This window comes from Amycolatopsis anabasis (assembly GCF_009765355.1).
Taxonomy (GTDB): Bacteria; Actinomycetota; Actinomycetes; order Mycobacteriales; family Pseudonocardiaceae; genus Amycolatopsis; species Amycolatopsis anabasis.
This window is the reverse complement of record NZ_VTHK01000006.1, coordinates 154,214-169,221: the sequence shown is the minus strand read 5'-3', so window position 1 is coordinate 169,221 and position 15,008 is coordinate 154,214. Positions and strand designations below refer to the sequence as shown.

Genomic DNA, 15,008 nt, shown 5'->3' with positions numbered 1-15,008 from the left:
TAGCCTCCTCCGCGTGACAGAGGGGAGACCGCGCCGGAAGCTGGTCGCCAGCAGCACCCGGCCGTCGCGGTCGAAAACGCGGTCCTGGCGACAGCGCGTTCCGGTGATACTGCTCGTGATCGCCTGCGGATCCGGCGTGGTGGCCGCGGTCACCGGCGCCGCGATGTCGCCGTCCGGGCTGGAGTTCCTGCCGCAGGGCCACTGGGTCTACAACTCCGTGCTGCAAGCCGCTTTCCACCTCGACGGCGCCACGGCGAACATCGACGCGCAGGCCCAGGTGCCCGGCGAGGCGGGCAGCCAGGTCGTGCAGGGCGACAGCAGCGGTTTCGTCGTGGGCAGGTCCCGGATCACCGAGTTCGGCAAGTCGACCCTCTCCGTCGAGGCGACGTCCACGCCGCCGAGCGCGGAAGTGCCGTATCCGCTGGAAATCCCGGGCGGTCCGTACCTGGTGTACCGCGATGTCGGGCAGATCGTCCGGCTCGGTGATCCGGGTGCGACGATCGCCGCGGGCGGTCCGCTCGGCGATCCGGTGGCCACGGCCGACGGCACGCTGTGGCTCTTCCGCACGACGGCCGGATTGCTGTGCAGCCTGCCGAGGGGCGCGGACCGCATCACGTCCTGCCCGGTCGCCGTGCCGCAGCGGCACACCGGGGCGCTGACCATGGTCCGCGACAAACCGAGGTTCGTCGACACGACCGACGGCACGCTGCATGCCGTGGGCGCGGAAGGACTGGGCGGCGCGGTGCCGCTGGGCGTGGCGACTTCGCCGCAGTCCCGGCCCGCCGCGAACGACGTCGCGGGCAAGGTCGCGATCTTCGACCGGGCGACCCACCAGCTGCACCTCGTCGACCCGGGCACCCCGGCGGCGAAGCCGGTCACCGTACCGCTGCCGGCCGGGGACTACGACGGCCCCGCGTCGACCGGCTCGGCGGTCGCGATGGTCAACCGCGGCAACGGAACCGTGGTGACCTTCGACGCCACCGGCAAGCAGACCGACGCCAAACCGATTCCGCGGGACTCCGGCGGCGAACCGCGGCTGACCCGGGGAGCGGATTCCCGGTTGTACGTCGAAGGCGGCCAGGGCACGCACGTGCTCGTGGTGGACCACGACGGCAAGGTCTCCGACGTCCCGGTGGCGCCCGCCGAGGGCAAGCCCGGCGAGCAGCCGGGCACCCCGCCGGGCGACCGGCCCGGCCCGCCGGTCGAGCAGCAGGCGACCGATCCGCGGCCACCGGACGGGCGGCGGAACCCGGCCAACCCGGTTCCGGCCGGGACCACCGGCCAGGATCCCAAACCGCCGCAGAAGCCGAAACCGCAGCCGCAGGGGCCGGCGATCCCGGCGGCCCCGCCCGGCGCGCCGCCCGCGGTGTCCGCGGCCCCGGGCAACGGATCGGTGACCGTCAGCTGGGGCGCCGCGCCGGACAACCGCGCACCCGTCACGGCGTACCACGTCTCGTGGACTTCGAGTGGCGGCAGCGGGTCCACGACGGTCGGCGGCGACAGCAGGCGCACGACGCTGACCGGCCTGACCAACGGCACGCGGTACACGGTCACCGTGGCCGCGACCAACAAGGCGGGCACCGGACCGGGGGCGTCGGCCGCGCCGGTGACCCCGGCGGCGGCCGCGTCCGCACCGGCGGTCACCGTGACCCACTCCGGCGGCACCGCGACCGTGCGGTGGAACCAGCCCGATCTCGGCGGCGGCACGCTCCAGCACTACCTGGTCAGCGGGACCGGCGCGGCCGAGCAGAAGGTGACCGGCACCAGCACGACGTTCAGCGGGCTGACCGCCGGGAAGACCTACACCTACACCGTCCGCGCGGTGACCAGCGCGGGCGGCCAGACGCTGACCGGCGCGGCCGGATCGAAATCGATCACCCTGCCGGCGCGGAGCATCACGATCAGCCGCGGCCGGGACACCACCTCCGACAACTGCCACGCCCCGAACTGCGCCTTCGTGAACGTGTCGATGAAGGGTTTCGCGCCGAACACGACCTACAAGCTCAGGTTGAGTTCGGACGACAACCCCGACGTCAACAACAACGAGAGCGCGACCACCGGCCCGGACGGCTCCGCGCAGTACAACGAACTCAACTACGACGTGCCCGGCAATTCCGTGTGGGTCTCGGTCAGCACGCCGGAAGGCACGGTCACCTCCAACAAGATCAGGTGGGAGTGAGGATGCACCAGGCACCGCCGGTACCGGTGGCCGAGGTCTGCGAGCGGATCTCCGCCAACGTGCAGCGGGTGATTCGCGGCAAGCCCGACGTGGTGCGGCTCGCGGTGGCCGCGCTGCTGGTCGAGGGGCACCTGCTCGTCGAGGACGTCCCCGGGCTGGGCAAGACGACCCTGGCCCGGTGCCTCGCGCGCAGCATCGGCGGGAGCTGGAACCGCATCCAGTTCACGCCCGATCTGCTGCCCGGCGACATCACCGGAGTGCCGGTGTACCACCAGCACACCGAACGGTTCGAGTTCCACCCCGGCGGCATCTTCGCCAACGTGGTGCTCGCCGACGAGATCAACCGCGGCACGCCGAAAACGCAGTCGGCGCTGCTGGAGGTGATGGCCGAGCGGACGGTCACCGTGGATTCGGTGCGGCACGAGGTGCCGCGGCCGTTCCTGGTGATCGCCACGCAGAACCCGATCGAGATGGAGGGCACCTACCGGCTGCCGGAGGCCCAGCTCGACCGGTTCCTGATGCGGTTGCGGGTCGGCTACCCGGATCTCGCCGCGGAGATCATGGTGATCATGAGCGACTGCGCCGGGATCGGCCCGGACGACCTGTCGCCGGTGGTGGATCTGCCGACGCTGCTGGACGCCGTCGCGCAGGTGCGCGCGTTGCGCGTCGACCGGGCGCTGTGCGAGTACGCGGCCAAACTCGCCGCGGCCACCCGCGAGCACGTCGACGTCCGGTACGGCGCGAGCCCCCGCGGCAGCGTCGCGCTGGTGCGGGCCGCGCAGGCCATGGCGGCCACCCGGGGTTCCGCGTTCGTCACGCCGGACGACGTCAAGAGCGTCGCGAAGCCGGTGCTCGTGCACCGGCTGATCCTCACCCCCGACGCCGAACTGAACCAGCGGCGGCCGGACGACGTGCTCGACGAGGTGCTCGCCGCGGTGCCGGTGCCCCGGCTGACCGGTGCGGGGGGCTAGATGCGGCTGACCGGACGCGGGGTGGCCGTGCTCGTGGCGGCGCCGGTGCTGTTCGCCGCGGGCCAGGTGGCCGGGTACCCGTTGTTCCTGGCCATGGGATCCGCGGCGCTCGGCGCGGTGGTGGCCGCGGCAGTCACGACCGGGCGCCGCCCGCGGGTCGCGGTGACCAGGCAGGTGCATCCGGACCGGGTCGAGGTCGGACGGCCCGCGCTCGCGAAGCTGCGCGTGCGCAATCCCGGCGGCCGGCGGCAGGCGGCGTTCACCGCGGGCGACCGCCTCGGCGACGGGTTCCGTTCGGTGGCGGTGCGGGCGCTCGCGCCGTACGCGGAAGCCGTGCACCACTACGAACTGCCGACGCAGCGGCGCGGGCGGCACCAGGTCGGCCCGCTCACCCTGGACCGGGGCGATCCGCTCGGGCTCAGCAGGCGGCGGCTGACCGCAGGCGGCGCCGGGACGCTGTGGGTGTACCCGCGGGTGCACGCCATGCGCGCGATCACGGGCGGCCCGGCGCGGCACCACCACGAGGGCGCGGTCGCCGACAACGCGCTGCGCGGGTCGTTCGATCTGCGCGAGGTTCGCGAATACCAGCCCGGCGACGAAGTCCGGCACCTGCACTGGAAGGCGACCGCGCGCACCGGGCGGCTGATGGTCCGCGACTACGCCGACCCCGACCAGCCCCGGCTCACCACGATCCTGGACACGCGGCGCGAAGCCGGTGATCCGGCGCCGTTCGAGGCGGCCGTGGAGGTCGCCGCGTCGCTCGTGTCGGCCGCCGCGTCGGCCGACCACTGGTGCCGGCTGGGCACCCCGTGCGGGGTGGACGTGAAAACGCGCGGCGGCGCGCCGGCGGTCCGGCGGATGCTCGACGAACTGTGCGTGCTCAACCCGGCGGAGGACGCCGGGCTGGCGCTGGTGCCGGAGGCGTTGCGGCGCGGCTGGGGAGGCGGGCTCGCCGTGGTGACGACCGCGTCGGCGCCGGTCGACCGCGGGGTGTTCGCGGCCGTGCGGTCGTGGTACTCGAGGGTCGTCGTGATCGTGCTCGGCGCGCGGGCGTCCGGGGTGCGGCTGCCCGGGGTGACGGTGTTGTCGGCGGCGGACGCGGCCGAGGCGGCGGCCCGGTGGAACACGGTGGTCGCGCGATGAACCAGCACGCGGGCGCCCGTGCGGCGCAGGGAGCCGTGCTGGCGGCGGCGGTGCTGCCCGGTCTGCTGTTCGCCCCGGTGTTCGGGATCTCGGCGCTGCTCCTGCCGCTGGCGGTGGTGGCCGTCGCGTGCCTGGCGGCGAACGAACTCGCCGCGCGGGTCGCCGCGCTGGCGCCGTGGCGGCCGGTGCTGGCGCTCGCGCTGGGGTTGCTGGGGCTCGCCGAGACGGTGCTGCACGGCACGACCCGGGCCGGGCTGCCGACCGGTGCGACGGTGCGGGCGCTGGTGTCCGGGGTGACGGACTCGTGGCAGCTGACGCTGCAGTCGACGTGGCCCGCGCGCCCCGAAGCGTCGCTGCTGCTGTTCGTGCCGCTGGCCGTCCTGGTGGTCGCGATCATCGGCGTCGAACTGCTGCGGTGGCCGCTGTTCGCGCTCCTGCCCTCGCTCGCCCTGCTCGGGCTGAGCCAGGCGTATGTCGCGCTGTCCGGTCCACTCGCGACGGTCGCGGGCCTGGTTTTCTTTGCTATCGCGGGAACATTGCTCGCCGTAACGTGCCGGAGGCGGCCCGCCGGACGGCGTGCCGTCGTGCTCGGGTTGGTGTCGGCCGTGCTGCTCGGCGTGGGCGCCGCGGCCGCGGTGACCGCCGTCGACAAGGGCAACCAGCCCGCGTATTCCTTGCACCAGAACGATTCCGTGCCGGTGCCACCGGCGAGCGTCACCAATCCGCTCGACGAGATCGCGGCCCGGCTGGACACCCCCGGCACGCCGGTGTTCAGCTACACCGCGTCTGCGCCGGTGGATCGCTGGCGGCTGGTGGTGCTCGACGGTTTCGACGGCGTGTCGTGGCAGGCGACCGCGCGGTACCGGCGGCTGGGCACCGCGCTGGGCCCCGATCCGTCGATGACCGTGCCGACCGCCGAGCACACCGCGCGGGTCGCGCTGCCGCCCGCCGCCGGGCCGTGGCTGCCGAGCCAGGCCGCGCCCGCGTCGGTCACCGGGATCGCTCCGCTGATCGACCCCGCTTCCGGCATGCTGCTGCGACCGGACCGGGCCGGACCGCTCGACTACGGGCTGACCTGGCGGGAGCCGCGCGTCGATCCGGGCGCGCTGCAGGACGCCGCGATGGATCCCCAGGCCGCGACCGGGGGACTCGGCGTGGTGCCACCGGGCATCGACGAACTGGCGCGCACCGCGGTCGCCGGCCTGCGGCCGTCGTTCCGCGCGGCGCTGGTGCTGGAACGGTTCCTGAGCGAGCACTACCAGGTCGCGACCGGCGCCGACCTGCCGACCGGCGCGGGCTGGCCGCAGCTGCGGAAGTTCCTGCTCGGCAGCAAACGCGGCACCAGCGAGCAGTTCGCCGCGGCCTACGTCGCGCTGGCCAGGATCGTCGGCATCCCGGCCCGGCTCGCGGTCGGGTTCCGCGCTCCGGCGCCGGGCCCGGACGGCACGGCCACCGTGCGCGACGGCGACGTGCTCGCGTGGCCGGAAGTCGCGGTGGCCGGCGTCGGCTGGGTGCCGCTGGACCCGACCGGTGCGGCGGGCGCCTCCGGTGCCGCACCGGTCGGGCTGGCCGCCGCGACCGCGCAGGCCCGCGCCGAACTCCCGCCGCCGCCAGACCTGATCGATCCACCGCTGCCGCGGGCCGACGACTCCGCGCCGGACTCGGATTCGGACCGGCCGCGGCTGGTCTGGCTGGTGCTGTCCGTCCTCATTGGACTGTTGGTCCTGGCGCTGGCCGCGGCCGCGAGCGTCCCGGTGACGAAACTGCTGCGCACGCGGCGACGCCGTCGCCGGATCGGCACCGAAGGCGTGGTCGCGGCCTGGCGGGAGGCACGGGACCTGCTGCGCGCGCACGGTGTGCCGTGCGTACCCGGCGCCACCGTCCGCGACCTCGCCGCGTCCGCCTCGCCGGTGGTGCACCAGTCCGTTGTGGACGGTCTGATCTGGCTGGCCGGGCAGGTGGACATCGCGCTGTGGTCGGGCGACGAAGCCGACGACGGCACGCTGCGGCAAGCCTGGGGCGCGGTCGCCGCGATCCGCCGCGGCCTCGCCGACCGGCCGCGCACCGCCCGCCTGCGCGCCGCCCTGGACCCGCGCGGCCTGCTCTTCGCCCGGGAACCGGCACTCTCCCGCGCCTAGGCGGGGTCGTGAGTGTGTTCCGGGACCGGGTGGAGGCGGCGGCGACAGCTTGCTGCCGACGGCCCCCGCGGTGCGGGGACCGGCCTACCATGACCTGGCGGGACTTCCCCGAGAACCGGGTCGGCAGCTAGCGGAGGAGGAGGCGAGGCGTCGATGGCGACGATCCCGGACGGGCGCGGCGGCCCGATCGGCGCCGGTCCGGTCGCGACCGTTCATGCCGGGCTGTCCGGCGGGAATCCGGTGGCGCTCAAGGTGTTCCCGTCCCGCTTCGACCGGCGCACGCTGGCCGCGGTGGAGCGGGAGCTCGACCGGCTGCGCCGCACCGGGCCGGCGCCGTCGATCCTGGTGCCCGAGGGCGTCGAGCAGCTGCCCGACGGCAGGCACGCGCTGCGGATGGAGCGGTGCACCCAGTCGCTGGAGACGCTGGTCGGCTGGTCCGGCCCGCTCGGCGCCGCCGACGCGGTGGTGCTCGGCCACGCGCTGGCCACCGCGCTCGCCGCGGCGCACGGCGCCGGGGTGGTGCACGGCGGGGTGACCCCGGCCAACGTGCTGTTCCGGTCGACCGGGCAGCCGGTGCTCGCCGACTTCGGCGTGACCCTGCGCCAGGCGTTTCCCCGGGATCCGGCGCGGGCGCTGGAATGCCTGCCACCGGAAACCCTGCGCACCGAAGTGCTGGACGAGCGCACCGACCTCTACGGCCTCGGCGCGGTGCTGCACATCGCGTTGACCGGATCCGCGCCGCTGCCCGGCAGGCTCGGCGAGCGCCCGGACGACCGGGTGCTGCGGATCCTGAGCACCCCGGTGCCCGCGATCCACCGGCCGGACGTTCCGGTGGAACTGTCCACAGTGGTCGGACGCCTGCTGGCCGCCGATCCGGCCAACCGGCCGAAGGACGCCGCCTGGGTCGCGGGCCGGCTGGCGGAGATGATCGCCTACCGGCCTGGGCGGCCGGACCTTCCGGTACCACCACCGCCGCTCCCGGCCGAGCCGGACACCGAGCCGGACACCGAAGCCATTCCGCTACCGGAACCGGACACCGAAGCCATCCCGGTGCCCGAACCGGAACCCGAACCGGCGACGGAAGCCGTCCCGGAACCCGAACCGATGCCCGAACCGGTGGCCGACTCGGAGGTGGACACCGAGTTCGACGACTTCGGGCCCGACCAGCCCGCCGAGCGCGCGATGCCGCCCGAACCCGCCGTCGCGGTACCCGCCGCGGAACCACCCACCGAGCCGATCGTCCACAAGGGACCGCGGATCGGTGCGGGGCGGCGGCTGCCGCGCGGCTTGGTGCTCGCGGGCGCCGGAGCCGTGGCGGCGACGGTGGTGGCGGCGGGCGCGGTCCTGGTGATCGGCCCGGGAGATTCCCCCGACGAGCTCGACGTCACCCCGCAACTGCCGTCGGCGGCGTCGAAACCGGCGCAGCAGGCGGCCGCGGCCGTGCAGCTCGAGCTGGCCCCGCCGACCGATCTCGGCAACCAGGTGGTCCTGAACTGGACGAGCGCGCAGGCGCCGCTCGACTTCGCGGTCGTCGTCGCCGCGGAAGGCGAGCCGAACCACGTCGTGCTGGCGAACCGGAGCCACACCCTGACCGTGCCGGTCGACCCGGTCCGCAAGTACTGCTTCCAGATCCAGGCGACCGACAGCCGGCAGCTCTACGAAAGCCAGCCGAAGCCGGTGCGCGGCGCGGTCTGCCGCCCGTAGCGAAATCCCCGCCCGAAGAAATCCCTAGTTCCGCCACCGAAATCGACAGCAACCTGCCAATTCGATGTCGCCCGGCGGAATGCTCGGCAACCCTGAAATAGTCGCTACTGCGACGCGCGCTATTGCGGTCTGTCGAACAATGGAATTCTTCATGATCAATACGTTCTTTCTCGCTGCTCCTGTTATTCCACCCGAGGACGTCGGCCTGCGGCAACTCGCCGCGTTGTCCGCTCGCCTGTCTTTCGCCCTGACCTGCTTCGCCCTGTCCTGGGGAGTGTTCGTCCGGACGGGGTGGTTGCGGGGGCTCAGCGGGTCGAAGGCGACGACGAGCGGTCACCTGGTTTTCGCCACGCTCGCGCTGGCGTTCGGCTGCATCCACGCCGCCACGTTCCTGTTCCTGGCGCGCCAACCGTTCGACGTCGTCCGGCTGACCGTGCCCTTCGCCGAAGGCGGGCTGCTGCGGCACGCGTTCGGCATCGTCGGGCTCGAACTGATGCTGGCCATCGCGTTGTCCACCTCCGTGCGCCGGTTCCTGCCGCCGCGGCGGTGGTTGTGGTTGCACCGGCTGGCCTACACGGCGCTCGTCGTGATCGCGGTGCACTCGGTGTTCGGCGCGGTGGCGAACGGGCACCTCGCCGTCTTGGCGGTGGGTGTGGTGGCGTTGCTGCTGCCCACCGCGGTGGTTCTGGTCCTGCGCTTCCTCCCGGCTCGATGGCTGGGCCGGGCCGAAGGAAGTCCCCCGCCCTGGTCGGGGCTGGTGGTCAGCGTCGACAGCCGGCGTTGCCACCAGTACGGGGTGTGCGAGCGCGAAGCGGCCGGGGTTTTCCAGATCACGGTGGGCGGGCAGCTGAAGTACGCCGTGCACCCGGAACCGGTGCACAACGAGGAGGTGCGGATGGCCGCCCGCTGCTGTCCGATGCAGGCGATCGCGGTGGAGACGAGGCGATGACGGCGGAACGGATCGTGGTGGTCGGCGCCGGGGTCGCCGGACTGCGCGCGGCGGAACGCCTGCGCGAACTCGGATTCGGCGGGGAAGTGGTGATGGTGAACCAGGAGCGGCACCGGCCGTATCACCGGCCCGCCCTGTCCAAGCACCTGCTCACCGGGGAACTGGCGCCGGCGGATCTCCGGCTGCGCTCCTACCTGCCGCTGGAGCTGTCCTGGCGGGACGCGGTTTCCGGGATACGCCTGGACACCGCCTCGCACGTGCTCGAGCTGCGGGGTTCGGAATACCTGCGCTACGACGGCCTGGTGATCGCCACCGGGGTGCAGGCGCGGCGGATGCCCGGCGTGCCCGCGCACAACCCGAGGGTGCACGTCCTGCGCACCGTGGACGACGCCGTCGCGTTGCGCCGCACGCTGACCGCCGACAACGGCCCGGTAGCGGTGATCGGCAGCGGTTTCACCGCCTGCGAGGTGGCCGCGACCGCGCGCGAACTCGGCCGGGACGTGACCATCGTTTCCCGGTCGACGACGCTGCTGGGCCGCGCCGTGGGGTCGGCGATCGGCGAGCGCGTCACCCGGCTGCACCGGGAGAACGGGGTCCGGTTGATCACCGGCGCCGAAGTGCTGCAATGGCTTTCGCAGCCGTTCGGCGTCACGATGCTGCTGTCCACCGGGCAGCCGCTGACGGCCGGTTGCGTGGTCGTCGCGATCGGCGGCGTGCCGGCGGTGGACTGGTTGCGCGGCAGCAACCTCTACCTGCGCGACGGCGTGCTGTGCTGGCCGAACTGCCACGTGGTCGGCGCGAGCGACGCCGTCGCCGCGGGGGACGTCGCCGCCTGGCCCAACCACCGGTTCGACACCCAGCCGCGGCGCGTCGAACACTGGTTGAACGCGGTGGAAATGGGCCGCGCCGCGGCCGAAAGCCTGCTCGCCGGGCCGGCCCAGGCGAGGCGGTTCGAACCGGTTCCCCGGTTCTGGTCCGAACAGTTCGGCGTCCGCATCCAGGCCGCCGGAATGCCTTCCCTGGGCCAGTACACCGTCACGCTGCAGCACGAGGGCACGCCCAGCGTCACCGGATATCTCTCCGGACACCGCTTGGTCGGCGTGCTCGGCTGGGACAACCCGGCGGCCATGGTGAACTGGACGGCCGAACTGGAGCGGCACCTCTCCGCCGAACCACCGGCCCACGCCACCACCGACCCTCCGCCGCGGGACCCGACTGCGGCGTTGCCCCGAATACCGGCGCCCCAAGGCATCCGGACCGACCCCCCGGTCAAGCGAACCGACACCCCGCGGCCCGCGCCGCAGTCGACGCGTGTTCGTAGTTCTTGACACGTGTCAAACCAGTTTGTAGCGTGCCTGGTGCCGAACACGGGACGAATGCCGAGGACGGAGCAGGATGACCGCGCCCAGGACCTGCATCATCGGAGCGGGAATCAGCGGGTTGTGCGCCGGCAAGATGCTGTCGGACTACGCCGTCCCGTACGTGTGCTTCGAGTCGTCGGACCGGATCGGCGGCAACTGGGCGTTCGGCAACCCCAACGGCCGCTCCAGCGCGTACCGATCGCTGCACATCGACACGTCCAAGCACCGGCTGTCCTTTCAGGACTTCCCGATGCCCGGGCACTTTCCCGACTTCCCGCACCACTCGCAGGTCAAGGAATACCTGGAGAGCTACGCGGATGCCTTCGCGCTCAAGGAGAACATCCGCTTCCGGACCTCGGTGGAGCACGCCCGCCGGTTGCCCGGGGGCGGGTGGGAAGTCCGCACGGCGGACGGGGCGGCCCACCACTTCGACTTCCTGGTCGTGGCGAACGGGCACCACTGGGATCCGCGGTTTCCGGACTTCCCGGGAGAGTTCACCGGTAGGTCGATGCACTCGCACGAGTACATCGACCCGTCGACCCCGCTGGAACTGTCCGGCAAACGCCTTCTCGTGGTCGGTATCGGCAACAGCGCGGCCGATATCGCGGTGGAACTCTCCCAGCGTTTCCTGAACAACACCGTGGTCATTTCCACCAGGTCGAGCGCGTGGATCGTGCCGAAATACATCATGGGCATCCCCGCCGACCGGCTCTTCGCCACCAGTCCGCACCTCCCGCTGTCCTGGCAGCGCCGGCTGGCCCGGAAGAGCCCGGTCCTGCTGACCGGCCGGCCGGAACGGTTCGGTTTGCCCACGCCGAACCACCATTTCCTGGAGGCGCATCCCACCCAGTCGCAGGAGTTGCCGCTGCGACTCGGCTCCGGGGACGTCACGGCGAAACCGGACATCAGGCGGCTCGACGGCTCCCGGGTGCACTTCACCGACGGGACGTCCGCCGAATTCGACGTGCTCGTCTACGCCACCGGCTACAACATCTCGTTCCCGTTCTTCGATCCGGACTTCCTCAGCGCGCCGGACAACCGGCTGCCGCTGTACAAGCGGATGTTCAAACCCGGCGTCGACGAACTCGCCTTCGTCGGTTTCGCCCAGTCGACGCCGACGCTCTTCCCGTTCGTGGAATGCCAGGCGCGGTTGCTGGCGGCCTACCTCGCCGGTATTTACCGGCCGCCCGCGGCGGCGGAAATGCGGCGGACCATCGCCCGGGACGAGAAGCGGTTCGTGGGACATTTCGCCGACCGGCCGCGGCACACCCAGCAGGTCGACTACTTCGTCTACGAGCACGACATCCGCACCCGGGAACTGCCGGCGGGCCGGAAACGGGTGTGCGAACGCGGTCCGGTGCCACTCGCGGGACGGGCCCGATGAACGAGGACGTCCTGGACCGCCGCCGGCCGAATCGGGGCGACCAGCGGCGGAAGGCCCTGCTCCGCGCGCTCGACCAGTTGCTGTGCGAGGGCAGTCTCGCCTCGATCAACGTGCGGGACATCTCCCGCAAGGCCGATGTCACGCGTTCGGCGTTCTACTTCTACTTCGAGAACAAGGCCATCGCGGTGGCCGCCCTGTGCAACGAGATGTACCAGGAGGCGTTCACCGCCAGCGAGAACCTGCTCAGCGGGGACGGCACCCCGGCCGAGCGCATCGGGCGCACGATCGCCGGCCTGTTCGAGGCGTGGGCGAAACACCGGCACGTCTTCCGGGCGATGCTCGACGCCCGGGACGCCGACGAGACCGTGCGCGAGTTGTGGGACCGCGACCGCGAATCGTTCATCCCGCAGATCGCGACCATGATCGAGGGCGAGCGCGCGGCGGGGCGCGCCCCGGACGGGCCGGACGCCCGGCTGCTCGCCACCATCCTGCTCGAACTCAACGACCGCGCCCTGGAACGGCTTTCCCGGGGCGGCCCGTCGACCGCGCCGGTCGACCAACTCCGGGAAGCGCTGGTGACGGTGTGGCTGCGCACCCTGTACGGCAGGTACCCATGATCCCCGCGCCCTTCCCGGTGGGTGACACCACCTGCGCGGCGTGGCGGTTCCGGGCCGCCGACGACGCCTTGCGCTCCGGCGCCGGGCACCCGTGCGTGGTCATGGCCCACGGATTCGGCGCGACCCGGGACTGCGGGCTCGATGCCTTCGCGGGCGAGTTCGCCCGGGCCGGATTCGAGGTGCTCGCGTTCGACTACCGGGGTTTCGCCGACAGCGGCGGCACGCCGCGCCAGACCGTGTCGATCGCCCGGCAACTGGCCGACTACCGGGCCGCGGTGGCCGCCGCGCGTGCCTGGGACGGCGTGGATCCCGGCCGCATCGTGCTCTGGGGCGCGTCCCTGGCCGGGGGCCACGTCCTGGTGACCGGGGCGCAGGACACCGCGGTGGCCGCGATCGTGGCGCTGGTGCCGATGGCCGACGGCCTCGCGGCCGCCCGGCACGCGCTCCGCCACCACCGGCCGGGCGCGCTGGCCCGCGCCACCCTGGCCGCCGCGCGCGGCTGGGCGGCCCGGCTGTCCGGCCGGACCGCGGCGCCGGTGCCGCTGGTCGGCCGGCCCGGCTCGGGCGCGGCCTTGTCGCTGCCGGGTCAGTTCGAGACCTACACCGCGCTGGCCGGGCCGAGCTGGCGGAACGAGATCGACGCGTGCGCCGCCCTCGAGATCGGCGGGTACCGGCCGATCCGGTATGCCCGCCGGATTCGCCGCCCGCTGCTGGTGCAGATCGCCGACCTCGACCGCAGCAGCCCGCCGCGGGCGGCGATCAAGGCGGCCGGGGCCGGTCGCGCCGAGGTCCGGCACTACCCCTGCGACCACTTCGACGTTTTTCCGGGCAATCCGTGGTACCGGTCCGCGGTCGAGCACCAGCTCGCCTTCCTGCGCCGGCACCTCCGGCGGTGAGGAGGCACGATGGTTCCACGACCCGAAAACGGCCATCTCGTCCAGGGCGAGCGGATCACCATGCCGGTCCGCATCCGGGACGCCGGCGCGTGCTCGGCGATGTTCGCCGTCCGCGCCCGCGCGGCCCGTCCGGTGCTGGCCTACGCCGGGGTGGACGTCGCCGAGCCGGTGCCCGGCTTCGCGCTGTGCTCACTGGTGTTCGTCCGCTACCTCGACGGCGATCTGGGGCCGTACCACGAGTTCGGCGTGGCGTTCCTGATCCGGTCCCCGCGGGGGCGCGGTGTCGGCGCGTTCATCCACTGGTTGCCGGTCAACCAGCCGTTCACCTTGGCGGCGGGCCGGTCGATCTGGGGCTTTCCCAAGGAAATGGCCGATATCGAGCTGCGGCTGGCCGGGCGCGCGAAACGCTGCGTGGTCCGCCACGACGGCCACCTGGTCGCCGACCTGCTCGTCAAACCCGGCCTCCCGGTGCCCAGCCGCGGGGCGGCCGCTTCGATCGACGCCTACACCTACCGGGACGGGGTGCTCCGCCGCACGCCCTGGGACCTGCGGGCGGGCCGGGTGCGGACCCGGCCGGGCGGAACGGTGCTGCGCCTGGGGGAGCATCCGGTCGCCCAGGAACTCCGCCGCCTCGGACTGCCCAGAACGGCGTTGGCCACCAGCAGCATCGGCAAGATGCGGATGACCTTCGCCGACGCGGAGGTGGTCCGATGACCGGCGCGGCCCTGGTGACCGGTGCGGCCAGCGGGCTCGGCCGGTTGGCCGCGCTGCGCCTGGCCGCCGCCGGAAAACCGGTGGCGGCCCTCGACATCGACCACGCGAACCTGGAAAGCACCGCCCGGCGCGCGCCCGCCATGCGGACCTACGCCTGCGACGTCGCCGACGGGGCCGCGGTCGCCGACGCGGTCGCCGCGGCCACCGGCGAACTCGGCCCGATCGAACTGGTCGTGCACGCGGCCGGCCTGTGCCGGATCGGCCGGGCGCTGGAGCAGCCGGTGGACGTGCTGCGGCGCGTGCTCGAGGTCAACTACCTGGGCACCGTGCACCTCTCGCGGGCGACCGTGCCGGCGATGGTCGAACGCGGCCACGGCACCCTGGTCGTGTTCGGCTCCATCGCCGGTTGGCTTCCCTCGCCGCGGCTCGCCGCCTATTCGGCGTCGAAGTTCGCGGTGACCGCGTTCTGCGAAGTGCTCGCCCAGGAAACCGCGGGCACCGGCGTCCGGTTGCTGTGCGCCTGCCCCGATCAGGTGGAGACGCCGCTGGCCGAAGGCGTGCGCGCGGTCGACCCCGCGGTGCTCGGTGGCCGGACCGGCGCCGATCCGGCGGTCGTGCTCGACGCCATCGAACAGGCGCTCGCGGATCCGCGCGCACCGCTGTTCCTCTTCCCCAGCCTGGGAACCCGGCAACTCTGGCGCGCCCGGCGATTCGCGCCCCGGCTGCTCGGGAAGCTCATCACCCGGTACGTCCAGCCCGCCCGCTGAGCCGCCGCCGGTCCGATGTTCGTTTCGCGGATGGCTTGGCCGCTGTACGGGGATGCGGTGGGTTCGTCCGGTGTGCTGTGCGGCGGGCTCGGGGGCGGCAGGCTGGGGCAGCGGCCGCCAGGCTGTCCCGGACAGGTCGACCCGGACCCCGTCCCTGCCGGGAAGGCAGGCTCCGGGCGGAACCC

The 15,008-nt window shown here is 73.1% G+C and carries 12 protein-coding genes; all 12 read left to right on the top strand.

The window, feature by feature from the left end; genetic code table 11:
- Positions 1-13 precede the first annotated feature (13 nt).
- Positions 14-2,179: a fibronectin type III domain-containing protein gene (locus FXO23_RS10375; protein ID WP_158883345.1), complete on the top strand. Its 2,166-nt coding sequence runs from the start codon at positions 14-16 to the stop codon at positions 2,177-2,179.
- A 2-nt stretch (positions 2,180-2,181) separates the two neighbouring features.
- Positions 2,182-3,150, top strand: a complete 969-nt coding sequence (locus FXO23_RS10370; protein WP_158883343.1) for an AAA family ATPase — start codon at positions 2,182-2,184, stop codon at positions 3,148-3,150.
- The gene (locus tag FXO23_RS10365; RefSeq protein ID WP_158883341.1) at positions 3,151-4,293 is read left to right on the top strand and encodes a DUF58 domain-containing protein; all 1,143 of its coding nucleotides are present in this window, start codon (positions 3,151-3,153) and stop codon (positions 4,291-4,293) included.
- The gene (locus FXO23_RS10360) at positions 4,290-6,431 is read left to right on the top strand and encodes a transglutaminase TgpA family protein (protein ID WP_158883339.1); all 2,142 of its coding nucleotides are present in this window, start codon (positions 4,290-4,292) and stop codon (positions 6,429-6,431) included. Before FXO23_RS10365 ends, FXO23_RS10360 begins: the two co-directional genes overlap by 4 nt.
- 153 nt (positions 6,432-6,584) lie before the next feature.
- Positions 6,585-8,135, top strand: a complete 1,551-nt coding sequence (locus tag FXO23_RS10355; protein WP_158883337.1) for a serine/threonine protein kinase — start codon at positions 6,585-6,587, stop codon at positions 8,133-8,135.
- Positions 8,136-8,286: 151 nt separating this feature from the next.
- Complete coding sequence (locus tag FXO23_RS10350; protein WP_246257103.1) at positions 8,287-9,084, top strand: 4Fe-4S domain-containing protein; 798 nt, start codon at positions 8,287-8,289, stop codon at positions 9,082-9,084.
- Complete coding sequence (locus FXO23_RS10340) at positions 9,081-10,412, top strand: NAD(P)/FAD-dependent oxidoreductase (protein WP_158883335.1); 1,332 nt, start codon at positions 9,081-9,083, stop codon at positions 10,410-10,412. Before FXO23_RS10350 ends, FXO23_RS10340 begins: the two co-directional genes overlap by 4 nt.
- A gap of 67 nt (positions 10,413-10,479) precedes the next feature.
- Entirely contained in the window at positions 10,480-11,829 is a 1,350-nt protein-coding gene (locus FXO23_RS10335; RefSeq protein ID WP_158883333.1) for a flavin-containing monooxygenase, read from the top strand.
- Positions 11,826-12,446 carry a TetR/AcrR family transcriptional regulator gene (locus tag FXO23_RS10330; RefSeq protein WP_158883331.1) on the top strand — a complete coding sequence of 207 codons (621 nt, stop codon included), beginning with the start codon at positions 11,826-11,828 and terminating at the stop codon, positions 12,444-12,446. The genes FXO23_RS10335 and FXO23_RS10330 overlap by 4 nt, the downstream gene beginning before the upstream one ends.
- The gene (locus tag FXO23_RS10325; RefSeq protein WP_158883329.1) at positions 12,443-13,342 is read left to right on the top strand and encodes an alpha/beta hydrolase; all 900 of its coding nucleotides are present in this window, start codon (positions 12,443-12,445) and stop codon (positions 13,340-13,342) included. The genes FXO23_RS10330 and FXO23_RS10325 overlap by 4 nt, the downstream gene beginning before the upstream one ends.
- 9 nt (positions 13,343-13,351) lie before the next feature.
- Positions 13,352-14,056, top strand: coding sequence for an acetoacetate decarboxylase family protein (locus FXO23_RS10320; RefSeq protein WP_158883327.1), 705 nt, complete (start codon positions 13,352-13,354; stop codon positions 14,054-14,056).
- Positions 14,053-14,823, top strand: a complete 771-nt coding sequence (locus FXO23_RS10315; protein ID WP_158883325.1) for an SDR family NAD(P)-dependent oxidoreductase — start codon at positions 14,053-14,055, stop codon at positions 14,821-14,823. The genes FXO23_RS10320 and FXO23_RS10315 overlap by 4 nt, the downstream gene beginning before the upstream one ends.
- Positions 14,824-15,008: the final 185 nt, after the last annotated feature.